The 25358-nt window shown below is 70.5% G+C and carries 20 protein-coding genes; 5 read left to right on the top strand and 15 right to left on the bottom strand.

Translation table 11 applies throughout. The features are described 5' to 3' along the window. Window positions 1-24 precede the first annotated feature (24 nt). Both glmS and CEB94_RS15080 read right to left on the bottom strand, forming a co-directional pair. Window positions 25-1842, bottom strand: coding sequence for a glutamine--fructose-6-phosphate transaminase (isomerizing) (gene glmS / locus CEB94_RS15085; RefSeq protein ID WP_175432722.1), 1818 nt, complete (start codon window positions 1840-1842; stop codon window positions 25-27). Between the two features lie 12 nt (window positions 1843-1854). Beyond that, on the bottom strand, window positions 1855-2112 hold the full coding sequence (locus CEB94_RS15080; RefSeq protein WP_030838058.1) for a hypothetical protein: 258 nt from the start codon (window positions 2110-2112) through the stop codon (window positions 1855-1857). 186 nt (window positions 2113-2298) lie between these two features. Here CEB94_RS15080 and CEB94_RS15075 point away from each other — a divergent pair, with 186 nt between their 5' ends. After that, on the top strand, window positions 2299-3864 hold the full coding sequence (locus CEB94_RS15075; protein WP_175432721.1) for a purple acid phosphatase family protein: 1566 nt from the start codon (window positions 2299-2301) through the stop codon (window positions 3862-3864). Between the two features lie 9 nt (window positions 3865-3873). On the opposite strand, the gene CEB94_RS15070 is transcribed toward CEB94_RS15075, so the two are convergent. Further along, a complete protein-coding gene (locus CEB94_RS15070) occupies window positions 3874-4761 on the bottom strand; it encodes a DUF4429 domain-containing protein (protein ID WP_175432720.1) in 888 nt (295 codons plus the stop codon). Window positions 4762-4883: 122 nt separating this feature from the next. Here CEB94_RS15070 and CEB94_RS15065 point away from each other — a divergent pair, with 122 nt between their 5' ends. Continuing rightward, a complete protein-coding gene (locus CEB94_RS15065) occupies window positions 4884-6419 on the top strand; it encodes a beta-N-acetylhexosaminidase (RefSeq protein WP_246112157.1) in 1536 nt (511 codons plus the stop codon). A 166-nt stretch (window positions 6420-6585) separates the two neighbouring features. On the opposite strand, the gene CEB94_RS15060 is transcribed toward CEB94_RS15065, so the two are convergent. The 10 genes from CEB94_RS15060 to CEB94_RS15015 form a co-directional block, all read right to left on the bottom strand. Further along, window positions 6586-8355 (bottom strand): IucA/IucC family protein, encoded by a 1770-nt coding sequence (locus tag CEB94_RS15060; RefSeq protein ID WP_175432718.1) that lies wholly within the window; start codon window positions 8353-8355, stop codon window positions 6586-6588. Further along, the gene (locus CEB94_RS15055) at window positions 8352-8903 is read right to left on the bottom strand and encodes a GNAT family N-acetyltransferase (RefSeq protein WP_175432717.1); all 552 of its coding nucleotides are present in this window, start codon (window positions 8901-8903) and stop codon (window positions 8352-8354) included. The genes CEB94_RS15060 and CEB94_RS15055 overlap by 4 nt, the downstream gene beginning before the upstream one ends. After that, window positions 8900-10177: a lysine N(6)-hydroxylase/L-ornithine N(5)-oxygenase family protein gene (locus CEB94_RS15050; protein WP_175432716.1), complete on the bottom strand. Its 1278-nt coding sequence runs from the start codon at window positions 10175-10177 to the stop codon at window positions 8900-8902. The genes CEB94_RS15055 and CEB94_RS15050 overlap by 4 nt, the downstream gene beginning before the upstream one ends. After that, complete coding sequence (gene desA / locus CEB94_RS15045; protein WP_175432715.1) at window positions 10161-11603, bottom strand: lysine decarboxylase DesA; 1443 nt, start codon at window positions 11601-11603, stop codon at window positions 10161-10163. Before desA ends, CEB94_RS15050 begins: the two co-directional genes overlap by 17 nt. A gap of 158 nt (window positions 11604-11761) precedes the next feature. Then, the gene (locus CEB94_RS15040) at window positions 11762-12616 is read right to left on the bottom strand and encodes a siderophore-interacting protein (protein ID WP_175432714.1); all 855 of its coding nucleotides are present in this window, start codon (window positions 12614-12616) and stop codon (window positions 11762-11764) included. A 34-nt stretch (window positions 12617-12650) separates the two neighbouring features. Further along, window positions 12651-13694 (bottom strand): ABC transporter substrate-binding protein, encoded by a 1044-nt coding sequence (locus CEB94_RS15035; protein ID WP_175432713.1) that lies wholly within the window; start codon window positions 13692-13694, stop codon window positions 12651-12653. A gap of 209 nt (window positions 13695-13903) precedes the next feature. Further along, the gene (locus tag CEB94_RS15030) at window positions 13904-15064 is read right to left on the bottom strand and encodes an acyl-CoA dehydrogenase family protein (protein ID WP_175432712.1); all 1161 of its coding nucleotides are present in this window, start codon (window positions 15062-15064) and stop codon (window positions 13904-13906) included. Between the two features lie 5 nt (window positions 15065-15069). Then, window positions 15070-16020 (bottom strand): hydroxymethylglutaryl-CoA lyase, encoded by a 951-nt coding sequence (locus tag CEB94_RS15025; protein WP_175432711.1) that lies wholly within the window; start codon window positions 16018-16020, stop codon window positions 15070-15072. Then, window positions 16017-17933, bottom strand: coding sequence for an acetyl/propionyl/methylcrotonyl-CoA carboxylase subunit alpha (locus tag CEB94_RS15020; RefSeq protein ID WP_175432710.1), 1917 nt, complete (start codon window positions 17931-17933; stop codon window positions 16017-16019). Before CEB94_RS15020 ends, CEB94_RS15025 begins: the two co-directional genes overlap by 4 nt. A gap of 14 nt (window positions 17934-17947) precedes the next feature. Further along, window positions 17948-19564 (bottom strand): carboxyl transferase domain-containing protein, encoded by a 1617-nt coding sequence (locus CEB94_RS15015; RefSeq protein WP_175432709.1) that lies wholly within the window; start codon window positions 19562-19564, stop codon window positions 17948-17950. A gap of 87 nt (window positions 19565-19651) precedes the next feature. Between CEB94_RS15015 and CEB94_RS15010 the strand changes: the two genes are divergently transcribed. The 3 genes from CEB94_RS15010 (at window position 19652) to CEB94_RS15000 (ending at window position 22921) form a co-directional block, all read left to right on the top strand. After that, window positions 19652-20245 carry an SACE_7040 family transcriptional regulator gene (locus CEB94_RS15010; protein WP_175432708.1) on the top strand — a complete coding sequence of 198 codons (594 nt, stop codon included), beginning with the start codon at window positions 19652-19654 and terminating at the stop codon, window positions 20243-20245. A 582-nt stretch (window positions 20246-20827) separates the two neighbouring features. Beyond that, window positions 20828-21985, top strand: coding sequence for an acyl-CoA dehydrogenase family protein (locus CEB94_RS15005; protein ID WP_175432707.1), 1158 nt, complete (start codon window positions 20828-20830; stop codon window positions 21983-21985). A gap of 45 nt (window positions 21986-22030) precedes the next feature. After that, entirely contained in the window at window positions 22031-22921 is an 891-nt protein-coding gene (locus CEB94_RS15000) for an acyl-CoA thioesterase (protein WP_175432706.1), read from the top strand. On the opposite strand, the gene CEB94_RS14995 is transcribed toward CEB94_RS15000, so the two are convergent. Both CEB94_RS14995 and CEB94_RS14990 read right to left on the bottom strand, forming a co-directional pair. Continuing rightward, window positions 22914-23702, bottom strand: coding sequence for a phosphatase (locus tag CEB94_RS14995; protein WP_031130525.1), 789 nt, complete (start codon window positions 23700-23702; stop codon window positions 22914-22916). The genes CEB94_RS15000 and CEB94_RS14995 overlap by 8 nt on opposite strands. A 93-nt stretch (window positions 23703-23795) precedes the next feature. Continuing rightward, complete coding sequence (locus CEB94_RS14990; RefSeq protein WP_246111803.1) at window positions 23796-25310, bottom strand: helix-turn-helix domain-containing protein; 1515 nt, start codon at window positions 25308-25310, stop codon at window positions 23796-23798. Window positions 25311-25358: the final 48 nt, after the last annotated feature.

Below are 25358 nucleotides of genomic sequence, written 5' to 3'. Positions count from 1 at the left end.
CCCGCGCCCCTAAAAGAGGGTCACTTACTCCACCGTTACCGACTTGGCCAGGTTGCGGGGCTTGTCGATGTCGCGGCCCAGGGCCAATGCCGTGTGGTACGCCAGGAGTTGGAGCGGGATGCCCATCAGGATCGGGTCCAGCTCGTCCTCGTTCTTCGGGACGACGATCGTCTCGTCGGCCTTCTCCTGGGGCTGGTGGGCCACCGCGAGGATCTTGCCGCTGCGGGCCTTGATCTCCTCCATGGCGGCGCGGTTCTTCTCCAGCAGGTCGTCGTCGGGGACGATCGCGACCGTGGGGAGGGCCGGCTCGATCAGGGCCAGCGGGCCGTGCTTGAGCTCGGAGGCAGGGTAGGCCTCGGCGTGGATGTAGGAGATCTCCTTGAGCTTCAGGGAGGCCTCGCGGGCCACCGGGTAGCCCCGCACCCGGCCGATGAAGAGCATCGAGCGGGCCTCGGCGAACTGCAGGGCCAGCTTCTTGACGTCGTCCTCGTGCTCCATGATCTCGGCGATCTGGGCGGGCAGCTTGCGCAGGCCCGCGATGATCCGCTTGCCGTCGCGGACCGAGAGGTCGCGGGTGCGGCCCAGGTGGAGGGCGAGCAGGGCGAAGGCGACCGTGGTGTTGGTGAAGCACTTGGTGGAGACCACGCAGACCTCGGGCCCGGCGTGCACGTAGATGCCGCCGTCGGCCTCGCGGGCGATCGCCGAGCCGACCACGTTCACGACGCCCAGGACCCGTGCGCCCTTGCGCTTGAGCTCCTGCACGGCGGCGAGGACGTCGTAGGTCTCGCCGGACTGGGAGACCGCGATGTAGAGGGTGTCGGGGTCGACGACCGCGTTGCGGTAGCGGAACTCGGAGGCCGGCTCGGCGTCCGCGGGGATGCGGGCCAGGCCCTCGATCATCTGGGCGCCGATCATGCCCGCGTGGTACGAGGTGCCGCAGCCGAGGATCTTCACGCGGCGGATCCGGCGGGCCTCGCGGGCGTCCAGGTTGAGGCCGCCCAGGTGCACGGTGGAGAAGCGGTCGTCGATGCGGCCGCGCAGCACGCGGTCCACGGCGTCGGCCTGCTCGTGGATCTCCTTGTGCATGTAGGTGTCGTGGCCGCCCATGTCGTAGGAGGCGGCCTCCCACTCGACGGTGGTGGGCTCGGCGGTGGTGCGGGTGCCCTCGGTGGTGTACGTGCGGAAGTCGTCGGCCTTCAGGGTGGCCATCTCGCCGTCGTCCAGCGTGACGATCTGCCGCGTGTGGGCGACCAGGGCGGCGATGTCCGAGGCGACGAACATCTCCTTCTCGCCGATGCCGAGGACGACCGGGGAGCCGTTGCGGGCGACCACGATCCGGTCGGGGAAGTCGGCGTGCATGACGGCGATGCCGTACGTGCCCTCGATGAGCCGGAGGGTCTCGCGGACCTTGTCCTCCAGCTTGGTCGCCTGCGAGCGGGCGATGAGGTGGACGAGGACCTCGGTGTCGGTCTCGGAGAGGAACTCGACGCCGTCCGCCTCCAGCTTGCGGCGCAGGTCGGAGGCGTTGTCGATGATGCCGTTGTGGACGACGGCGACCTTGCCCTCGGCGTCCAGGTGCGGGTGCGCGTTGACGTCGGACGGGGCGCCGTGGGTGGCCCAGCGGGTGTGGGCGATGCCGGTCGTGCCCTTGAAGCGGGCCGGGACCTTGGCCTCCAGGTCGCGCACGCGGCCCTTGGCCTTGACCATCCTCAGGCCGGACGTCTTCGGGGACGTGACGACGATGCCCGCCGAGTCGTAGCCGCGGTACTCCAGGCGCTGGAGGCCCTCCAGGAGGAGGGGCGCGACGTCACGCTTTCCGATGTAACCGACGATTCCGCACATATATACGTATTCCTAGCCGTAGACGATGCGCCGCAGCTGCCGGAGCGAGAGCTCCGGCGGGGCCACCGCGCGGTATTTGAGGTCCGCCTCGATCCGCTCGAAGATCGCCGCGTTGACCAGGCCCTGGGCCTGGAGCTCGCGGTGGCGGCGACGGACGTACTCCTCGGTCGTCTCGTCGAAGTAGGCGAGCACGTCCTGGATCACGCGCAGCGCCTCGCCCCGGCCGAGGGCGGTGGACCGCGTCAGATGATCAACGAGTTCGTCGTGCACTCGCTAGATCCTGAGGTACCGGCGGCACTTTCGCAAGAAATCTGCCCGATTTCGGGCAGGGTGCTGTGGGGGTTCCTTGGGAGAACGTTGAACCTGTCATGAGAGCTTGTTCGTGATGCGTCCACCGGACGTCCGGCGTCCCGTTGCCCGAGGCGTCGATTTTTGGACGCCATGGACACTCCTCGTATGGGCGTACCCGAGCGGCTCGCCGAGCGCATGAGCATGGCCGAGCAGCACGAGTACCTGCGCGCCAGGTTCTCCCGGCGCACGATGATCAGAGGCGGTGCCGTCACACTCGGTGCCGTCGCGGGTGGCGCGTTCGTACCGGGCGCCACCGCACAGGCCGCCGTATCGACCACTCGCACCGCCCCCGCCACCGGGACCGTCGACGGCGCCCACGTGGCCCCCTTCGGCCGCCACCTCGCCTACGGCACCGACCCGCGAACGGAGATGACCGTCTCCTGGCAGGTCCCGGTCGCCGTCAGGAAGCCGTTCATCCGGATCGGCGCCCACCCCTGGGACCTCTCCCGCACGATCGAAGCCGAGGTCCGCACCCTCTTCACGCCGGCCGGTGTCGGCGCGAGCGGCAACCACACCCAGTACTACGTCCACGCCAGGCTGACCCACCTGCGCCCGGGCCGGACCTACTACTACGGCGTCGGCCACCAGGGCTTCGACCCGGCCCAGCCGCACCTGCTGGGCACCCTCGGAACCTTCACCACCGCCCCCTCGCACCAGGAGCCGTTCACCTTCACGGCCTTCGGCGACGAGGGCGTCAGCTACCACGCGCTCGCCAACAACAGCCTGCTGCTCGGCCAGAACCCGGCCTTCCACCTGCACGCCGGTGACATCGCGTACGGCGACCCGACCGGCCAGGGCAGGACCGACGACACCGGCTTCGACTCGCGCGTGTGGGACCAGTTCCTCGCCCAGACCGAGTCCGTCGCCAAGTCCGTGCCGTGGATGCCCGCCTACGGCAACCACGACATGGAGGCCTGGTACTCGCCCAACGGCTACGGCGGCGAGGAGGCCCGCTGGACCCTCCCCGACAACGGCCCCGACAAGAAGAACCTCCCGGGCGTCTACTCCTTCGTCTACGGCAACACCGCCGTCATCTCGCTCGACGCCAACGACATCTCCTTCGAGATCCCGGCCAACCTCGGCATCTCCGGCGGCACCCAGACCACGTGGCTTCAGGCGCAGCTCAAGAAGTACCGGGCCGCGCATGACATCGACTTCATCGTCGTGTTCTTCCACCACTGCGCCTACTGCACCTCCACCTCCCACGCCTCCGAGGGCGGGGTCCGGCAGGAGTGGGTGCCGCTGTTCGAGAAGTACACCGTGGACCTGGTCATCAACGGCCACAACCACCAGTACGAGCGCACCGACGTGATCAAGGGCGACAAGGTCACCAAGAAGCTCCCGATCGGCGGCACGGCCTACCCCGAGACCGACGGCGTGGTCTACGTGACGGCCGGTGCGGCCGGCCGCAGTCTCTACGCGTTCAGCGCCCCCCTGTCGTACGAGGGCAACGAGCACGACGTGGACTCCGTGGCCTCGTTCGTCAACGTCAAGGGCGGCAAGCAGAACGAGACCGTCGCCTGGTCCCGGGTGCGCTACCTCGACTACTCCTTCCTGCGCGTGGACGTCACCCCCGCGCCGAAGGGTCGCCTGGCCACGCTCACGGTGCGCGGCATCGCCGAGACCGGGGACCAGGTCGACCACTTCACGGTGGCGCGCCGGTCGAAGTAGCCGCGGGCGCTACATCCGCTTGAGGATCGCCTGCTTGGCCAGGACGAACTCCTCGTCCGTCAGCACGCCCGTGCGGTGCAGCTCACCGAGCTCGCGCAGGCGGCGCAGCAGGGCGTCGTGGTCGTCCTCGGCGGACGTGACCGGAGCAGAAGGCGGCTCCGGTCGCGCGTCCGCCACGTCGTCGGCGGCGGCGGCCCGGGCCGGGTGCGGAAGCCTGGCCTGGACCGCCGCCGCGACCAGCGCCATCAGCGGGTCCTTCTTGAAGCCCCACAGCTCCACGGCGTTGGGGTCGTACTTGGGCGGGGCCTTGGTGGGCGCGTGCCGCACGGTGAAGCGCAGATGGCCGTTCTCCAGACCGGCCGCCGGGTGCCACTCCACGCCCGTGATGTCGGCGAGCGCGAGCGTGCGGGCGCCGGCGGCGGCCTTGGCGTCCTCCGTCTTCCAGTTCCACTCCAGGCGTATGCGCTCGCCGTCGAAACCGGCGGTGCCGTCCCCGGCGGAGACCGACAGCGGCACGGCGGGCCCCGGCAGCAGATACTCGTCCACCGGTTCGCTCGGCACCTGGTCCAGGAGCAGCGCGTTGCGGACCTCGTCCGTGAAGTACTCGGCGACGCCGTAGCGGTCGGACTCCACGATCAGCTGGTAGGGGTCGTGGGGCTCGGTGAGCCGGCCGCCCGTGGCGTGCAGCAGGGGGTCGGCGCCGTCACGCAGCCGCAGCCTCAGCCGCCCCGACTTCTTGCCCTGCTCGAAGGAGACACCGGCCAACGCCCCCAGCGGCACGACCAGTTCACCCAGCTCCTTGCGCAGCAGGCTGACGTTCTTGTCCCGGCCGGGAGTCAGCCGCAGCGCGTCGCCGTCGAAGGCCCACGTGCCGTCCCTCTGGATGATTTCCGCCATGGTGTGGATTGTTCCACCCGTCTCACGAGAGAGTGGTCCAGACCTCTTGGAGCTCAACGGCTCATGGAAGGGACGGTTCTGTGAGAACGCTTCGCCTTCTCGGTTCCCTGCTGCTGGTCGCGATGGCCGCCTCGGTGACGGGGGCCGCTCCCGCGCCGGCGGCATCGCCCACCCCGCTCGACCGGGTGATCCCCGCGCCCGCCTCGGTCGCCCCTGGCGGATCCCCGTACCGGATCACCCGCGGCACCCACATCCGCGTCGACGGGTCCCGTGAGACCCGGGGCGACGGCGAGTACCTAGCGACGATCCTGCGCTCCTCGACCGGCTACCGCCTCCCCGTCACCGACCACGGTGCCGGGGGCATCCGACTGCGCCTCGCCAAGGGCCCCTTCGGCGCCGAGGGCTACCGCCTCGACAGCGGCCGGGGCGGCGTCACCATCACCGCCGCCCGGCCCGCCGGCCTCTTCCACGGCGTGCAGACCCTGCGCCAGCTGCTCCCCGCGGCCGTCGAGAAGGACACCGTCCAGCCCGGCCCCTGGCTCGTCGCGGGCGGCACGATCACGGACACCCCGCGCTACGGCTGGCGCGGCGCCATGCTCGACGTCTCCCGGCACTTCTTCACCGTCGAGCAGGTCAAGCGCTACATCGACCAACTCACCCTCTACAAGATCAACAAGCTGCATCTGCACCTCAGCGACGACCAGGGCTGGCGCATCGCCATCGATTCCTGGCCGCGGCTCGCGTCCCACGGCGGTTCGACGGAGGTCGGCGGTGGCCCCGGCGGCTTCTACACCAAGGCCGACTACAAGGAGATCGTGCGGTACGCCGCCTCCCGCTACCTGGAGGTCGTCCCCGAGATCGACATGCCCGGCCACACGAACGCGGCGCTGGCCTCGTACGCCGACCTGAACTGCGACGGCATCGCACCCCCGCTCTACACCGGCACCGAGGTCGGCTTCAGCTCGCTCTGCGTCGGCAAGGACATCACCTACGACTTCGTGGACGACGTGATCCGGGAACTCGCCGCGCTCACACCGGGCGAGTACCTCCACATCGGGGGCGACGAGGCGCACTCCACCAGCCATGAGGACTACGTGAAGTTCATGGACCGGGTGCAGCCGATCGTCGCGAAGTACGGCAAGACGGTGGTCGGCTGGCACCAGCTGACCGGGGCGAGCCCGGCGAAGGGGGCTCTCGCCCAGTACTGGGGGCTGGACGGCACCAGTGCCGAGGAGAAGGCGCGGGTTGTGAAGGCCGCGCAGAGCGGGACCGGGCTGATCCTGTCCCCGGCGGACCGGGTGTATCTCGACATGAAGTACACCGAGGAGACGCCATTGGGGCTGTCCTGGGCCGGGTACGTCGAGGTGCGGCGGTCGTACGACTGGGACCCGGGGGCGTATCTGCCGGGGGTGCCGGGTGGCGCCGTACGGGGGGTCGAGGCGCCCATGTGGTCGGAGACCCTGGAGAACTCCGGGCACATCGAGTTCATGGCGTTTCCGCGGTTGCCGGGGGTTGCGGAGTTGGGGTGGTCGGCGGCGGCTACGCATGACTGGTCGCGCTACAAGGTGCGGTTGGCTGCGCAGGCTGAGCGGTGGGATGCCCTGGGTATCGGCTATTACAGGTCGCCGCAGGTGCCGTGGGGCTCAACCGGGCGGTGATGCGTCTGCGGGTGGGTGGGGGCTGGTCGCGCAGTTCCCCGCGCCCCTAAGAGACTGCGCAGTTCCCCGCGCCCCTGAAAAGTTCGCGCAGTTCCCCCCGCCCCCAACAGCAAAACGACGGGCACCCCGGAGGACCGTACTCCGGGGTGCCCGTCTGTCTGGGGGGTCAGAACCGTGCGATGGGGTTCTCCAGGGTGCCTACCAACTGGAGGGCGCCTGACGGGTCCGACAGGTCCACCATCTGTTCGTTGTTGCGGAGTTGGAGGCGGTTGAGGCAGGACAGGGCGAACTCGGGGGCGAACATGTCGTACTGCTTGAACTTGTCGGCGAGTTCGGGCATCGACTCCTGGTAGGCGCGGGTGACGTCCGCGACCGTGCGCCAGAAGTCGTCCTCCTCCAGGATTCCCTCGGTGGCGAGGTTCGCCGCGAGGAAGCGGAAGAAGCAGTCGAAGACGTCCGTGAAGACCGACAGGAGCTTCTTGTCCTCCGGGACCTCCACTCGCAGCCGCTCGACCGTCGGCGGCAGGACCGCGTCCGGGTCCATGACCGCGATCTCCTCGGCGATGTCCTTGTAGATCGAGCGCTGCACCACCCCGTCCTTCAGCACCAGGATGACGTTCTCGCCGTGCGGCATGAACACCAGGTCGTAGGCGTAGAAGCTGTGGAGGAGGGGCGTGAAGTAGGCCCGCAGGTAGTGGCGCAGCCACTCCTTCGGGGGGAGCCCCGACTGCTCGATCAGCGCGCCCGCGACGGACGCCCCCTCGTGGTCGACGTGGACCAGGGACGCCATGGTGGCCAGGGACTCGCCCTCCTTGAGGGACGGCACCGGGCTCTCCCGCCACAGCGCGGCGAGCATCTTGCGGTACGGCGAGTAGCGGTCCGTCGCCCGCTCGTACTCCAGGTGCCGGTAGCCGACCGCCGCGCGCTCCCGGATGATCGACAGGCCCGTGGACCTCAGCACCGGGTCGCCCTCGATGAGCTGGGCCAGCCAGTCGTTGATCGCCGGGGTGGCCTCCATGTAGGCCGCCGACAGACCGCGCATGAAGCCCATGTTGATGACCGACAGGGCCGTTTTGACGTAGTGCTTCTCGGGGCTGGTCTTGTTGAAGAAGGTGCGGATGGACTGCTGGGCCAGGTACTCGTCGTCGCCCTCGCCCAGGCACACCAGGTGCCCCCGGGCCACCTCGGCCGCGAAGGTGACGGTGAGCTTGTTCCACCACTGCCAGGGGTGGACCGGTATGAACAGGTAGTCGGACGGGTCCAGGTCCTGGTCGCGCAGGACGCCGTGGAAGCGCTCGACGGTCTCCGCGCCCAGCTCCTCGCGCAGGAACGACTCGTACTCGATGCCGACACCGGCCGTGAACGCCGCGCGCGAGCGGTGCGCGGCCAGCCACACCAGGCGCACCGGGCTCGCCGTCTCCGGCGCGTACGACAGGTACTCGTGGATGCCGAAGCCGAGCCGGCCGTTGTTGGCCACGAAGCAGGGGTGGCCCTCGGTCATGCCGGTCTCGATGGCCTGGAAGTCGCCGCGGGCGAGCTCGGCCGCCGTGCTCTTCGGTTTGGTGAGCTTGTAGCAGGTGCCGGAGAGGGTGGAGGAGATCTCCTCCAGGTAGACCGGCAGGATGTCGTCGCTCAGGCCGAGGGACTTCTGCAGTTCGATGAAGAAGTCCAACGCGGCGAGCGGGAGTTCGGCGCCGTTGCGGTGGCGGGTGATCGAGTCGGCGTCCACCTGCCAGTGGTCCAGGGCCCGGCGGGCGGCGGTGAAGCGGTAGCTCGTCAGGCCGTCGTCGCTGCGGACGACATACTGCTCGCCGTCCTGCTCGGGGGTGAGCAGCCGCTCGTGCGTGAACTCGGCGAGCGCTTTGCGGACCAGCAGGCGGTTGGCCTGGTCCCAGCGCTCGGGGGACAGGTGTGCCACGGCGTCGAACAGGGTCATATCGCCACTCCTCGGGCAGCCAGGTACCGCTCGCGTGTGCAGAAGCTCAGCAGCGCGCGCTTCTCGGGCTTGTCGATCTCGCGCTCGGCCACGAAGCCGACGGCCTCGTTGAGCGCCTGTACTGCCTTGTTGCTCACGTCGGGCTCCACCACGACCCGGCGGGTGCGCGGGTCGGCGAACAGCTCGTCCATCACCGTGGTGATGACGGCCTTGGTGAAGCCGTGGATCGGCCGGTCGGTCGGCGCGACCAGGAAGTGCATGCCGACGTCGCCGGGCTCCGGGTCGTACAGCCCGGTCAGCTCGACGTACCGGGGGTCGTACTTCTCCATCAGGAACGCCGGCCGGCCCTCGTGCAGACCGAGGTAGGCGTGGTGGTGCTCGTGCGCGGCGATCCGCATGTACTCGCGCTCGACGTCCTGGAGTTTCGCGTCCTGCATCATCCAGTAGGCCGCCTTGGGGTGGGTGACCCAGGAGTGCAGCAGCTCGGCGTCCTTCCGGGGGTCGAGCGGGCGGACGGTGAGCGTTCCGATGCCGGTGGTGGCGCTCATACGGCGAACTCCTGGAACGCGATGGTCTTCTCCACCGGGTAGTACTCGCTGCCGAGCAGCTCGCGGATGATGTACGCGTTCCGGTACGGGCCCATGCCCAGGTCGGGGCTGGTGATGCTGTGCGTGTGGACGCCGGCGTTCTGGAGGAAGATCCCCCGGCCGGTGACGTCGATCGCGTAGTTGCGGGCGACGTCGAAGTTGCCCCGGGAGTCGTAGACCAGGCGGTCCTTGACGGGGGCCAGGAACTCCGGCTCGGCGTACTTGTAGCCCGTGGCCAGGACCAGGCCCTGCGAGTCCAGCTCGAACTCCCTGCCCTGCTCCTCCTGGCGGAAGCCGAGGGTGTAGGTGCCGTTCTCGTAGCGCGCGCTGTTCAGGGAGGAGTTGGTGAGCAGCCGGGTGGGGACGGGGCCGCCGAGGTTCTTCTGGTAGAGCAGGTCGAAGATCTCGTTGATGAGGTCGCCGTCGATGCCCTTGAACAGGCCCTTCTGCTCGGCCGTGAGGCGGTAGCGGGTCGCCTCCGGCAGTTCGCGGAAGTAGTCGACGTACTCCGGGGACGTCATCTCCAGCGTGAGCTTGGTGTACTCCAGCGGGAAGAAGCGCGGGGAGCGGGTCACCCAGTTCAGCCGGTAGCCGTGCACGTCGATCTCGCTGAGCAGGTCGTAGTAGATCTCGGCGGCCGACTGGCCCGAGCCGACCAGCGTGATCGAGTCCTTCTTCTGCAGCTCCGCCTTGTGGCTCAGATAGCGGGAGTTGTGCAGGAAGTCGCCGCCCAGGCCCTGGCAGGCCTCGGGTATGTAGGGCGGGGTGCCGGTGCCGAGGACCAGGTGACGGGCCCGGTAGGTGCCGCCGGCGGTGGTCCGCACGACGTAGAGCTCGTCCTCGTACGTCACCTCGGTGACCGTCGTGCCGAAGCGGATGCTGCTCAGTTTGTTCGCCGCCCAGCGGCAGTAGTCGTCGTACTCGACGCGCAGCGGGTAGAAGTTCTCGCGGATGTAGAACGAGTACAGCCGGCCCTTCTCCTTGAGGTAGTTCAGGAAGGAGTACGGGGACGTGGGGTCGGCGAGGGTGACCAGGTCCGACATGAACGGGGTCTGGAGATGGGCGCCGTCGAGGAACATGCCCGCGTGCCACTCGAAGTCGGGCTTCGACTCCAGGAAGACGCCGTCGAGCTCGTCGATGGGTTCGGTCAGGCAGGCCAGGCCGAGGTTGAAGGGGCCGAGCCCGATCCCCACGAAGTCATGGGTTCTCGTCGGGTTTTCAGGACGCGCGGTCAAGGGACTCTCCCAGGTACTGCTCGGCGTGGCCGGCGATCAGATCGAGGACGGCGGCGATGTCGGACGCCCGCGTCTCGGGGTTGAGCAGGGTGAACTTCAGGTAGTGGCGGCCGCCGACCTTGGTGCCCGCGACGATGGCGTCACCGGAGGCGAACAGGGCCTTGCGGGCGTAGAGGTTGGCGCGGTCGATCTCGGCGGGGTCGGTGACGGCCGCCGGGATGTAGCGGAAGACGAGGGTGGACAGGCTCGGCTCCACGACGACGTCGAAGCGCGGGTCGGCGGCGATCAGCCGCCAGCCCTCCCGGGCCAGGTCGCACACCTCGTCGAAAAGCTGCCCGATGCCGTCGGCGCCCATGGTCCGCAGGGTCATCCACAGCTTCAGGGCGTCGAAGCGGCGGGTGGTCTGCAGGGACTTGTCCACCTGGTTGGGGATGCGCTCCTCCACCATGCGGCGCGGGTTGAGGTACTCGGCGTGGTAGGTGGCGTGGCGGAGCGTGGTGGCGTCCCGCACGAGTACGGCCGACGAACTCACCGGCTGGAAGAAGGACTTGTGGTAGTCGACGGTGACCGAGTCGGCGCGCTCGATGCCGCTGATGCGGTCCCGGTGCCTCAGGGAGGCGAGCAGGCCGCAGCCGTAGGCGGCGTCGACGTGCATCCAGGTGCCGAACTGCTCGCACAGCTCGGCGATCTCGGGCAGCGGGTCGATGGACCCGAAGTCGGTGGTGCCGGCGGTGGCGACGACGGCCATGGGGACGAGGCCGTCCTGCTCGCAGCGCTCCAGTTCGCGGGCGAGCGCGACGGTCTGCATGCGCTTGTCGTGGTCGACGGGTATGGAGACCACGGCGTCCTGGCCGAGCCCGAGCAGCTTCGCGGACTTCTTCACGCTGAAGTGGCTGACCTCGGAGGCGAAGATGCGCAGTGCGGCGAGGGTGTCGGTCTTGGCCTCCTCGCGGGCGAGCAGGAGCGCCTGGAGGTTGGACTGGGTGCCGCCGGAGGTGAACACGCCGTCGGCGTTCTCGCCCAGGCCGATCCGGGCCGTCGTCCAGTCGATGAGCTTGCGCTCGATGAGCGTGCCGCCGGCCGACTGGTCCCAGGTGTCCAGCGAGGAGTTCACGGCGGACAGGACGGCCTCGCCGAGCACGGCCGGGATGACGACCGGGCAGTTGAGGTGCGCCAGGTAGCGGGGGTGGTGGAAGTAGATCGCGTCCCGGAGGTAGACGTCCTCCAGTTCGTCGAGCACCGCGGTGGTGTCGTGCAGCGGCCGGTCGAGGTCGATCCCGTCGATGCGCGGGGAGAGGGCGTCGACGGTGATGCCGGTGAACGGCCGGTCGGTGGCGGCGAGTTTGGCGGCCACCCGCTCGACTCCGTCGGTCACGGAGCGGCGGTACTGCTCCGCGGTGGTGTCGTTGAGCAGGTGTGAGCGCATGTGGGGGTCCTCCGGTGGGGACAGTCCGGTGTGGGACGGGGTGGGCTGGTCTCCGGCGTCCAGAACTTAGGTAAGCCTAACCTAAGTTGATCGAGGGGGAGGCGAGCCCTGCCGTGACTGTGGTCACTCGTGTCACCTCGGCCCTGGCCGTGCTGCGGCTATCCCTCGGCCCGCAGCTGCTCCTCGCTCACGCCACGCCGCCAGTAGCCGACGAACGTGACGCTGCGGCGGTCGATCCCGCGCTCGCGCACGAAGTGCCTGCGCAGCTCCTTCACGCACCCGGACTCACCGGCGATCCAGACGTACGGCCGCTCGGCGGACGGCAGCCGGGCCTCGCGGAGGGCGTCGAGGGCCATGGGGGAGCCCTCGCCGCTCCTCTCCTCCCTGACGAGCCAGGTGATCTCGGCGTCGGCCTCGGTCACCAGGTCCTGGACGTCGCCGGCGTGCGGGACCTCCAGCCAGACCCGGGCGCGGGTGCCGGCCGGCAGCGCCTCGACGATGGCGGAGGCGGCAGGTACCGCGGTCTCGTCGCCCCAGACGACTACGAGGTCGGTGTCCTCGGGCGGCCGGAAGCGGATCGCCCGGTTGTCGGCGACGGCCGGGCCGAGCAGCAGGACCCGGTCCCCGGCGGCGGCCCGGGCGGCCCAGCGGGAGGCCGGGCCGGCCCGGCCGGACGCGCCCGGCTCGATGCCGTGCAGGGCGAAGTCGATGTCGATCTCGTCCGGGTCCCGGCGCACGTCGCGCAGGGTGTACGACCGCATCACGGCCCGTACGTCGTCCGGGAGTTCACGCCAGCCCTGCCACCACCCGTCCCCGAGCTCGAGCGGGACGACCGGCTCGGGTTGCCCGGGGTGCGGCAGGAACAGCGACAGGGACTGGTCGCGCCCGGCGGAATGAAAGGCGTGCAGATCGGGCCCCCCGAAGGTGACTCGCACCAGAGACGGCCCGAGCCGCCTCGTCCGCACGACCTGAAGGGAGAAGAAGCGGAACGGGGCGGCTACGGCGGTGGTCACGTGCGGCTCCTGGACGTCAGGAAATGAGAGGGGGTCAGGCGACCTTCTTGGCCGACTCGATGGCCTTCGCGAGGTTCTCCACCAGAGGCGTGCACTTGTCGTACGACAGGATCGGCTCGGGCGAACGCGAAATGACCTGACCGGCCTTGACCGCGGGCAGCTTCTTCCAGGTCGCCTCGGTGATGTCGGCCGGCTGGATGGTCGAGGCGCGGTCGTCCATCATGATGACGTCCGCCGGGTACTTGTCGACGTTCTCCCAGCTGAGGTTCTCGAACCAGCCGTCGTTGGCCTCCTTGGCCTTCGCCGGGGGCTCGACGAGGTTCACGCCCAGGGCCTTGAAGTACTCCAGGTCGATGGAGAAGTCGGAGCCGGAGACGTAGAAGATGGCGTCCGACGCGGAACCGGCCAGCACCTTGATCTCGGGGCGGGACTTGGCGGCCTTGCGCAGCCGCTCGGAGGCGGCCTCGAAACGCTTCTTCGCCTCGACGACCTTCGCGGCCTTCAGATCGGCGCCGAGCGACTCGGCGAGCTCGGCCATGCGCTGCAGGGGCTTCGGCATCTGACGGTCGAAGGCCGAGATCGCGACGCTCGGGGCGAGCTTGGCGATCTTGTCCTTGGACGTCTCCGGGACGTACCAGAGGCTGCCCGCGGCGTCGAAGGTCGTGGTGATGAGCACCTCGGGCTGGAAGGCCGCGTACTGCTCGACGTTGAACTGGTCGAACCGGTTGCCGAAGACGGTCAGTTTGCTGACGTCCATGTCGCCGGCCTGGACGTCGGCCTTGCCGTCCTTGGTCCTGGTCGGGCCGAAGACGCCCTTGACGTCGATGCCGTAGTCGTACAGGGCGGCGGCGACACCGGTGAACGCGACGATGTTCGTGGGGACCTTGTCGAGCTTCACGGTCTTGCCGCGGTCGTCCTTGAACGACCACGGGCCGGACTTGGCGGCACCCTTGGCGTCCGAGCCGCTGTCCTTGGAGTCTTCACTGCCACACGCGGTCACGAGGGCGCCGAGCCCGAGAGCACCACCGGCGGCGAGCAGGCCGCGGCGGGAGTAACGGGCGGTTGTGGCGTTCGACATGACTGGGTCTGCTTTCGTGCGTACGGAGCCACTGCGGGCACGGCTGCCAGCCGCTTGACTGGGACGAGGCTTAGGTTAGCCTAACCTCGGTTTGTGTCCAGGGGGCCACTGGGGTCTGTGCCCGGGGGTGGGGGTGGGGATGCGAACGGGCGCAGTGATCCGAATCACTGCGCCCGTTCGGCCGGGGCTTACGGCCCCGGTTCGCTCCCTCAGCCCACCAACCCCAACTCCCGCGCGATCAGCATCCGCTGGACCTCGCTCGTGCCCTCGCCGATTTCGAGGATCTTGGAGTCGCGCCACATGCGGGCGACCGGGTACTCGTTCATGAAGCCGTAGCCGCCGTGGATCTGGGTGGCCTCTCGGGCGTTGTCGACCGCGACCGTGGACGAGTGGAGCTTCGCCAGGGCCGCTTCCTTTTTGAAGGGGGCGCCGGAGATCAGGCGGGCCGCCGCGTCGCGCCAGGCCAGGCGGGACGTGTGGGCCTTCATCTCCATGTCGGCGATCTTGAACTGGATGGCCTGGTTGGCGGCGATCGGTTTGCCGAACGCGTGGCGTTCCTGGGCGTACTTGACCGATTCGTCGACGCAGCCCTGGGCCAGGCCCGTCGCCAGGGCCGCGATGGCGATGCGGCCCTCGTCGAGGATGCGGAGGAACTGGGCGTAGCCGCGGCCTTCCTCGCCCAGGAGGTTCGCCGCCGGGACCCGGACGTCCGTGAAGGACAGTTCGCGGGTGTCCGAGGCGTTCCAGCCGACCTTGGAGTACGGGGCCGCGACCGTGAAGCCGGGGGTGCCCGACGGGACGATGATCGAGGAGATCTGCGGCTTGCCCTCCGGGGTGCGGCCTGTGACCGCCGTGACCGTCACCAGGCCCGTGATGTCCGTGCCCGAGTTGGTGATGAAGCACTTCGTGCCGTTGATGACCCACTCGTTCGTCGACTCGTCCAGGCGCGCCGTCGTGCGGGTCGCGCCCGCGTCGCTGCCGCCGTCCGGCTCCGTCAGGCCGAACGCGCCGAGGACTTCGCCCGAGCAGAGGCGGGGCAGCCACTCCTGCTTCTGGGCCTCCGTGCCGTAGCGGAAGACCGGCATCGCGCCGAGCGAGACGCCGGCTTCGAGCGTGATGGCGACCGAGGAGTCCACCCGCGCCAGTTCCTCCAAGGCCACGCCCAGCGCCAGGTAGTCGCCGCCCATGCCGCCGTACTCCTCCGGGAACGGCAGGCCGAACAGGCCCATGCGGCCCATCTCCCGGACGATCTCGTAGGGGAACTCGTGCCGCTCGTAGAAGTCGCCGATCTTCGGCGCCACCACCTCGTGCGCGAACTCCTCGACCGTACGGCGGAGTTCCTCCAGTTCGGGGGAGAGACGGTAGTCCATGGTGATCAGTGCTCCTCGGTGTCCTCGTGGGACAGGGCTCGGACGGTGCGGGACGGGCTGGGTCGGCCCAGGTGGGTGGCCATCCACGCGCTCGTGGCGACGAGGCGGCCGAGGTCGATTCCGGTGTCGATGCCGAGGCCTCGCAGCATCCACACGAGGTCTTCGGTGGCGAGGTTGCCCGTGGCCGACTTCGCGTACGGGCAGCCGCCCAGACCACCCGCGGAGGCGTCGATCGTCGTGACGCCCTGCTGGAGCGCCGCGAGGGTGTTGGAGAGGGCCTGGCCGTAGGTGTCGTGGAAGTGGACGCCGAGGGCGGACGGGGGGACGCCTGCCTCGTCCAGTGCCGCGAGGAGCGCGACCACATGGCCGGGGGTGGCCACGCCGATCGTGTCGCCCAGGCTCAGTTCGTCGCAGCCCATGTCCAGCAGGGCCCGGCAGACCTTCACCACCTGGGGGAGGGGGACCGCGCCCTCCCACGGGTCGCCGAAGCACATGGAGAGGTAGCCGCGGACCTGGACCGACTCGGCCTTCGCGCGGCTCACCACCGGTTCGAACATCGCCAGTGCCTCGTCCACCGTGCGGTTGAGGTTGGCCTTGGCGAAGGACTCCGTGGCGCTGGCGAAGACGGCCACCCGGCGGGCGCCCAGCGCCAGGGCGCGATCCAGGCCCTTCACGTTCGGGACCAGGACGGGGAGCGCCACCGGGAGGTCGCCGACGAGAGGGAACAGCTGCTCCGCGTCCGCCAGTTGGGGGACCCACTTCGGGTGGACGAAGCTCGTCGCCTCGATCGTGGTCAGGCCCGCGTCGGCCAGGCGGCGGATGAACTCCGCCTTGATCTCCGTGGGGACCGTCGCCTTCTCGTTCTGCAGGCCGTCCCGCGCGCCGACCTCGTGGATGCGGACGCGGGTGGGCAGGTCCCTGCTCGGGACGGCCATCGGGAGCCCTGGGACTGTCATTCCGCCGCCTCCTCATGGGGTGCGATGACTGCCAGCACCTGGTCCATGGCGACCGTGCTGCCGGGTGCCACGTCCAGCTCGGCGACCTTGCCGGCGTGGGGCGCGGAGATGACGTGCTCCATCTTCATCGCCTCCACCACCAACAGGCTCTGACCGGCGCTCACCTCGTCGCCCACGGCGACCTTGACGACCGTCACCGTGCCGGGCATGGGCGCGGTGAGGGAATCCGCGCCCGCGTGCGCCGACCGGGTCAGGGACGCGGCCACCGGGTCGTGGTCGCGCACGTGCCAGGCGTCGCCCTCGCGGCCGAGCCAGTCGGCGGCCCGGTGGAAGGTGTGGCGGACGCCGTCCAGGGTGACCGCGACCCAGTCGCCGGTGACCGTGGCCGTGCCGCGCGGGGTGTACTCCAGGGGCTCCTGCACCCGCAGGTGGAAGGCGGGCGGCTTCGGACCGCCGCCCAGGCGCCAGCCGCTCGGTACCGAGAAGGGGTCCGTCCAGCCGCCCGGCTCGGGCTTCAGGGCCTCCAGACGTACGGCCGCCGCCGCCTCGTAGACCTCCTCCGGTACGTCCGTGGGGACCAGGTCCTCCACCTCGCGCTCGACCAGGCCGGTGTCCATGTCGCCGGAGACCACCGCCGGGTGGGCGAGCAGGCGGCGCAGGAACCCGGCGTTCGTCTGCACGCCGAGCGTGACGGTCTCCGCCAGGGCCGCCCGGAGTCTGCGCAGGGCGGTCGCGCGGTCGGGGCCGTACGCGATGACCTTGGACAGCATCGGGTCGTAGAGGCTGCCGACCTCCGTGCCCTCGGTGAGGCCCGAGTCGGTGCGGACGCCGTCGCCCTGCGGCTCGCGCAGTCTCAGGACTGTGCCGCCGGAGGGGAGGAAGCCGCGGGCCGGGTCCTCGGCGCAGATACGGGCCTCCACCGCGTGGCCGGTCAGCCGTACGTCCCGCTGGGCGAAGCCGAGAGGCTCCCCGGCCGCCACCCGCAGCTGCCACTCGACCAGGTCCAGGCCGGTGATCAGCTCCGTGACCGGGTGCTCCACCTGGAGGCGGGTGTTCATCTCCATGAAGTAGTACGACGACGGGTCGGTGCCGGGGACGATGAACTCCACCGTGCCCGCGCCCCGGTAGCCGCAGGAACGGGCCGCCTGGACCGCCGCCTCGCCCATCGCGGAGCGTGTCTCCTCGTCGAGGAGCACGCTCGGCGCCTCCTCGATGATCTTCTGGTGGCGGCGCTGGAGGGAGCACTCGCGCTCCCCGAGGTGGACGACGTTGCCCTGGCCGTCCGCCAGGACCTGGATCTCGATGTGGCGGGGGCGGTCGATCCAGCGCTCCACGAGGAGCGTGTCGTCGCCGAAGGAGGCCCGGGCCTCGCGGCGGGCGGAGGCGATCTCGTCCTCCAGCCGGGTCAGGTCCCGCACCAGGCGCATGCCCTTGCCGCCGCCGCCCGCGCTCGGCTTCAGCAGCACCGGCGCGCCCAGCTCACGGGCCGCCTCGGCCAGGTCCGGGTCGCGGCCGCCGGGGACCACCGGTACTCCGGCCTCCCGGACCGTCTCCTTGGCGCGGATCTTGTCGCCCATGAGCGCGATCGCGTCCGCCGGAGGGCCGATGAAGACCAGGCCGGCCTCGGCGCAGGCGCGGGCGAAGGCGGCGTTCTCCGCGAGGAAGCCGTAGCCCGGGTGGACGGCCTGCGCGCCCGAGCGGGCCGCGGCCTCCAGGAGGCGCTCCACCGACAGATAGCTCATCGACGCCGGGGCCGGTCCGATCCGGACCGCCGTGTCCGCCTCGCGGACGTGCCGGGCGTCGGCGTCCGCGTCGGAGAAGACGGCCACCGAGCGCACGCCCATCGACCGCAGCGTACGGATCACCCGTACGGCGATCTCGCCGCGGTTGGCCACCAGTACTGTCTCGAACATCGTCGTCCGTCCCCTCACATCCGGAAGACGCCGAACTGGGGGTCACCCAGGGGCGCGTTGGCGCACGCGGTCAGGGCCAGGCCCAGGACCTGACGGGTGTCGAGCGGGTCGATCACACCGTCGTCCCAGAGGCGGGCCGATGCGTAGTAGGCGTTGCCCTGGCGCTCGTACTGGGCGCGGATCGGGGCCTTGAAGGCGTCCTCGTCCTCGGCCGGCCAGGCTTCGCCGCGGCCCTCCAGCTGGTCCCGCTTGACGGTCGCGAGGACCGAGGCGGCCTGCTCGCCGCCCATCACCGAGATCTTGGCGTTCGGCCACATCCACAGGAAGCGGGGGGAGTACGCCCTGCCGCACATGGAGTAGTTGCCCGCGCCGTACGAGCCGCCGACCACGACCGTCAGCTTCGGTACGCGCGTGCAGGCGACCGCCGTGACCATCTTGGCGCCGTGTTTGGCGATGCCGCCCGCCTCGTAGTCCTTGCCGACCATGAAGCCCGAGATGTTCTGCAGGAAGACCAGCGGGATGCCGCGCTGGTCGCACAGCTCGATGAAGTGGGCGCCCTTCTGGGCGGACTCGGAGAACAGGATGCCGTTGTTGGCGACGATGCCCACCGGGTGACCGTGGATCCGGGCGAAGCCCGTGACCAGGGTCTGGCCGAACTCGGACTTGAACTCGGCGAAACGGGAGCCGTCGACGACCCGGGCGATGATCTCGCGCACGTCGTAGGGGGTGCGGGAGTCGACCGGGACCGCGCCGTAGAGGCTGTGCGGGTCGATCTTCGGTTCCGTGGCCTCCGTGACCTCCCAGGGGAGCGATCCCCGTGGGGGGAGGGTCGAGACGATCGTGCGGACGATGCGCAGGGCGTGCGCGTCGTTCTCCGCGAGGTGGTCCGTGACGCCCGAGACGCGGGAGTGGACCTCGCCGCCGCCGAGCTCCTCCGCGGTGACGACCTCGCCGGTGGCCGCCTTCACCAGGGGCGGGCCGCCCAGGAAGATCGTGCCCTGGTCGCGGACGATCACCGCCTCGTCGCTCATCGCCGGGACGTACGCCCCGCCGGCCGTGCAGGAGCCGAGGACCGCGGCGATCTGGGGGATGCCGGCGCCGGACATACGGGCCTGGTTGTAGAAGATCCGGCCGAAGTGGTCGCGGTCCGGGAAGACCTCGTCCTGCATGGGGAGGAAGGCGCCGCCCGAGTCCACCAGGTAGACGCAGGGGAGGCGGTTGTCGAGGGCGACCTCCTGGGCGCGGAGGTGCTTCTTCACCGTCATCGGGTAGTAGGTGCCGCCCTTGACCGTGGCGTCGTTGGCGATGACCACGGTCTCTCGGCCGCTGACCCGGCCGATGCCGGCGATGACGCCGGCGGCCGGAGCCTGGCCGTCGTACATCCCGTCGGCCGCGAGCGGGGCCAGCTCCAGGAAGGGCGAGCCCGGGTCGAGGAGGGTGTCCACGCGGTCGCGGGGGAGCAGCTTGCCGCGTGCCGTGTGGCGGGCGCGGGCCTTCTCGCCGCCGCCCTGTGCGGCTGCGGCGAGCTTGGTGCGCAGCTCCTCGACGAGGGCGTGGTGCGCCTCCTCGTTGGCCCGAAAGGCCTCCGACGCGGGGTCTGCCGCGCTCGTGAGCTCCGGTGCCTCGTGCATCCTGCGGGTCCCCTCACCTTGTTAATGAGCGTTAACGCATTTCCTTCAGGTTAACGACCGCTAACCTCCCTGTCTAGAATTGATTTCATGGCCACCAGAACCGACGCCCCCACCCGCCGTGAGCAGATCCTCAAGGAGGCCGCGCGGCTGTTCGCCGAGCGGGGCTTCCATGGGGTCGGAGTCGACGAGATAGGTGCCGCGGTCGGGATCAGCGGGCCCGGGCTGTACCGGCACTTCGCGGGCAAGGACGCGATGCTCGCGGAGCTGCTGGTGGGGATCAGCGGGCAGTTGCTGACGGGAGGGAAGCGGAGGCTTGCGGAGGCGGACGGGGGTGGGGCGGAGCAGGTGCTCGACTCGCTGATCGAGGGGCATATCGACTTCGCGCTCGATGACCGGCCTCTGATCACCCTGCACGACCGGGAGCTGGATCGCCTCCGGGACAGTGACCGGAAGATGGTGCGGCAGCTGCAGCGGCAGTATGTGGAGCTGTGGGTGGGGGTCGTGCGGGAGGTGTACCCGGGGCTCGGGGAGCCTGCGGCTCGGTCGGCCGTGCACTCGGTGTTCGGGTTGCTGAACTCGACGCCGCATCTGGGGAGGGCGGGGTCGTTGCCCGGGCGGGGGGCTACGGCGGAGTTGCTGCATCGGATGGCCCGGGGGGCGTTTGCGGCGGCGGCGGGTTAGGGGCCTTCGCCCACCCACCCGCCCGGAGCTGTCGGCCAGGAGGCCGGACTCGCCTCAGGGCTCCGCCCCGCGCCCCGGCGGGGGCTTCGCCCCCTGCACCCCCTGGGTTTGCCCACCCGCCCGCCCGTAACTGTGGGCCGAGAGGTCGGGCTCGCTTCGGGGCTCCGCCCCGCGCCCCGGCGGGGGCTTCGCCCCCTGCACCCCCAGGGGCTCGCTCCCATCGCGCCCCCGCAGGGCTCCGCCTCTGCGCCCCCAGGCTCGCTCCCATCGCGCCCTCGCAGGGCTCCGCCTCCTGCGCCCCCAAGGGGCTCGCCCCCATCGCGCCCTCGCAGGGCTTCGCCCCCTGCACCCCCAGGGGCTCGCCCCCATCACACACCCCCGCAGGGCTCCGCCCCCGCACCCGGCAGGGCCCCCTCGCCCCCCGCGAGCCTCACCTCGCCCCTCCCCGGCCCCTCCCCACTCCCTCCCGGCGTGACGAGCGTTACCCCGCTCTCTCCGCCTCCACCCTGGACGCCCCTCGATACTCGCCGGTATCTTTGGCTGAGCAAGCGCTTAGACATGCGAAGTCGTGGAGGTGGCGGCGTGCGCCGTACGGTGTTCAACGAGGATCACGAGGCGTTCCGGGAGACCCTTCGCGCCTTCATCGAGGCCGAGGTCGTACCCGTGTACGACGAGTGGTTCGCGGCGGGCCAGGCGCCCCGCGACTTCTACTACAAGCTCGGCGAGCTGGGCATCTTCGGGATCAACGTGCCCGAGGAGTTCGGCGGCGCGGGCCTGGAGAGCCACAAGTTCGAGGCCGTGCTCTACGAGGAGACCGCTCGTGCCGGTGTCCAGTTCGGCGGCTCCGGCGTGCACGTGCTGCTCGCCCTGCCCTACATCAAGATGCTCGCCACCGACGAGCAGAAGAAGCGCTTCCTGCCGAAGTTCGTCTCCGGCGAGGAGATGTGGGCCATCGCGATGACGGAGCCGGGCACCGGTTCCGACCTCGCGGGCATGAAGTCCACCGCCAAGCTGAGCGAGGACGGGACCCACTACGTCCTCAACGGCGCCAAGACCTTCATCACCGGCGGTGTGCACGCCGACCGCGTGATCGTCTGCGCCCGCACCTCCGCCCCGACCGCCGAGGACCGCCGCCACGGCATCTCCCTCTTCGCCGTCGACACCAAGTCCGAGGGCTACTCGGTCGGCCGCAAGCTCGACAAGCTCGGCCTGAAGACGTCCGACACCGCCGAGCTGGCGTTCGTCGACGTCAAGGTGCCCGTCGAGGACCTCCTCGGCGAGGAGAACAAGGGCTTCTACTACCTCGGCCACAACCTGGCCTCCGAGCGCTGGGGCATCGCCTTCGGCGCCTACGCCCAGGCCAAGGCCGCCGTCCGGTTCGCCAAGCAGTACGTGCAGGAGCGCACCGTCTTCGGCAAGCCGGTCGCGCACTTCCAGAACACCAAGTTCGAGCTGGCCGCCTGCCAGGCCGAGGTGGACGCCGCCGAGGCCGTCGCCGACCGCGCGACCGAGGCCCTGGATGCCGGCGAGCTCACCCCCGCCGAGGCCGCCTCCGCGAAGCTGTTCTGCACCGAGGTCGCCCACCGCGTCATCGACCGCTGCCTCCAGCTGCACGGCGGCTACGGCTACATGAACGAGTACCCGATCGCCCGCCTGTACGCGGACAACCGCGTCAACCGCATCTACGGCGGCACCAGCGAGATCATGAAGTCGATCATCGCCAAGGACATGGGCCTGTAAGGCCCCCGACACCGAGACGCGATCACTGGCCGGTACAACTACCCCATGAGCCAGGCACTACAGGACCTCCTCGATCTGCTCGACCTCGAGCAGATCGAGGAGGACATCTTCCGCGGCCGGTCCCGTTCCGCCGTCGTCCCCCGGGTCTTCGGCGGGCAGGTCGCGGCCCAGGCACTCGTCGCCGCCGGGCGGACGGTCCCCGAGGACCGGCCCGCGCATTCCCTGCACGCGTACTTCCTGCGCCCGGGCGACCCCGGCGCGCCCATCGTCTACACCGTCGACCGGATCCGCGACGGCCGCTCCTTCACCACCCGCAGGGTCGTCGCCGTCCAGCACGGCAAGCCGATCTTCCATCTCTCGGCGTCCTTCCAGACGTACGAGGACGGGCTGGATCACCAGGAGCCGATGCCCGCCGCGCCCGATCCCGCGACCCTCCCGACCGGCGAGGAGCGGCTGCGCGGATACGCGCACATCGACCCCCCGGTGGTGGAGAAGTTCCTGGAGGCCCGCGCCGCCGTCGATCTGCGGTACGTCGACGAGCCGCCCTACGGGAAGTTCGGCGAGCCGCGCGAGCCGCACTCGCAGGTGTGGTTCCGGACCAACGGCAAACTGGGCGGCGTGGCCGACGAGCCGCTGCTGCACGTCGTCCTCGCCACGTACGTCTCCGACATGACGCTCCTCGACTCCGTGCTGCTCGCGCACGGGCGCGGCGGCTGGGCCGTCGGGGATGTCGTGGGGGCCTCGCTCGACCACGCGATGTGGTTCCACCGGCCGTTCCGCGCCGACGAGTGGCTGCTGTACGACCAGGAGTCCCCGTCCGCGTACGGCGGCCGGGGACTGGGGCAGGCGCGCATCTACACGCAGGACGGACGGCTGGCCGTCACCGTGATCCAGGAGGGCGTGGTCCGCGTCCCGCGCGAGCGGGGGACTAGCTGAGGCCCGCCTCCGACAGCAGGTACGCCGTCATCGGGTCGTAGTGGCGGGGGCTGATGACGTGGTCGTCGAGGGGCACCGTCACCTGTACGGTGCCCTCGGCCTCGGCGATGAACAGGGCAGGGTCGTTGCAGTCGGCGTAGCCGACGGAGTCGACGCCGTGCTGTCCGGCGTAGCCCGCCCAGCCGTGGTCGGCGACGACCAGGTCGGGCAGGGGGCGGCCCTCGCGTTCCAGGCCCGTCAGGATCGCCTTCATCGGTTCGCCCGAGTGGGTGTGCCACAGGGTGGCGCCGTGCTCCAGCACCGCCACGTCCGCGAACTGCATGACGTAGCCCTCCTCGGTCGTCAGCCCGTCCGGGATGACGACGATCTCGCAGCCGGCCGCGCGCAGCGCGGAGGCGGTCGCGCGGTGGACGTCGAGGAGGCCGCCGGGGTGGCCGGTGGCGAAGAGGACGCGCTGCTGCCCGTCCGCCGCCTTGCGCAGCCGCCCGGCCATCCGCTCCAGCCCGTCGACGGTCAGTTCCGGGTCGATGGTGTCCTGGCCGTACCGGTACTCGGGGTCGTCGTTCACGCCGACCCGCTCCGCCATCACCGCGAGGACGTCCTGCTCGTCGCTCCAGCGGTCGCCGAGTTCCAGCCCGAACCAGTAGTGGCGGTCGCTGTTCGCCAGCTTGCGGTAGTGGGAGAGGTTGTTCTCGCGGGGGGTGGCGACGTCGCCCGCGATGCGCGTCCTGACGAGGTGTTCGACGAGTTCGGCGCGGCTGGGTGTCCCGGATATCGGCATGACATCCATTGTGAGGCAGCCGACTGTGGGCGTCCCTGGCGTATCGAACGCTGGGATGTGCGTCACGTACTCAGCGGGACACCGCTCACATACTCAGAGCCGCCGCAGCGCGAACCAGAGTTCCATGCGGACGTCCGGGTCGTCGAGGTCCGTCTCCAGCAGGGTCGCGCAGCGGGCGATGCGCTGCCGCACGGTGTTGCGGTGCACGGACAGGGCGACGGCCGTGCGGTCCCAGCTGCCGTGCAGGGAGAGCCAGGTGCGCAGGGTCTCGGTGAGCGCGGGGTGGGCCGTGACGGGGGCGAGGAGCGTACGGGCGTGGGCCGCCGCCTCACCGGGCGGGACGAGGTCGGCGAGGGCGGGGCGTGCGCTGTGCCGGAGCAGCGGGGCGCGGGTGGCGCGGGCCCGGGCCAGGGCGCGGGCGGCCTGGGTGTCGGCTTCGGGCCAGTCGTGCGGGGCGACGGCGGCGCTGACGCCCAGGGTCCAGCCGGGCAGCGGAGCCGGTGTCCGGTCGGCCGGGACCAGGACGCGTGCGACGTCGCCCGCCGGGTCGACCAGGGCCGACCCGAGCGCGGCGCCCAGCGCGGAGGCAGCGACGGGGTCGGGGGCGCCGTCCCCGTCCGGCCGGGCGTGCACGACGATCCACGGCCCGTCGCCGAGCAGTGACGCGACCTCCTCGGGCGGCGCGCCCAGCAGCAGCCGCACCAGCGCGGAGGAGCGGGCCGCACCCGTACCGCTCTGCTGCTCGCCGGTGAGCAACGACAGCAGCACGGCCGCGACGGAGGCGACGGTGTGGTCGCCTGGGGCGCGCTCGGGCTCGGCAACCCCGAGCACGAACCCGTGCCCGGCGCCCAGGGCGTAGGCGGCGAGGTGGCTGCCTGCGACAGTGTCGGTAGCCGAGGCGGGGGCGGGACGCTCACCCGGGGCGGCGGCCGGCCGTACGACCTCTGCCAGCCGCGCCAGTGCCCCGCGCACCTCACCCACCGGCTCCCGCCCTGCCCCCGCGATCTCCGCACCCTCCGGCCCGTACAGCACCGCCCACCCGCCCAGCCGCTGCGCCAGTTGCCGGAGCACCGACGGGACCGGGTCGGGGCGGGACGCGGCGGCGGCGAGGCTCTGCTGGGCCTCGGTCACGCGGCGGAGTTCGGCGAGGCGCTCCCGGGCCATCAGCTGCCAGACCGCGCGGGCCACACCCGAGAAGGTGGTCCGGGGCGGCACCTCCAGCAACGGCAGGCCCTGCGACGCACAGGCCGCGACCAGCGCCTCCGGCACCGTGTCGTGCACCGGCGCCAGCCCGAAACCCAGGGCCGCGCCGCCCGCCGCCACGATCCGGGAGGCGTAGTCGTCGAAGTACGCGGTCCCCGGTCCCGCCGCCTCCGGGATGTGCACGCCCGCCGTGAGCAGCAGTTCCCCGCCCAGCAGATACGGATACGGGTCCGCCATCTCCGAGGTGTGCACCCAGTGGACGACGACGCCCTCGGCGGACGGCCCCGCGATGTGCCGCAGTGCCAGGTCCTCGCGGGCCAGCAGTGCGGTCAGCGGTACAGGTGGAGTGGGTGGAGTCGGCGGGACCGCCGGGGCGTCCGGCATGGTGGTGTGCGTTCCCTCCATCCAGCATGGCTCGAATAGATGAAACGTACACTTCGCAGTCGCTTTCCG

Origin of the sequence: Streptomyces hawaiiensis (assembly GCF_004803895.1) — a bacterium.
GTDB lineage: Bacteria > Actinomycetota > Actinomycetes > Streptomycetales > Streptomycetaceae > Streptomyces > Streptomyces hawaiiensis.
This window is presented reverse-complemented; position numbering and strand designations above follow the sequence as displayed.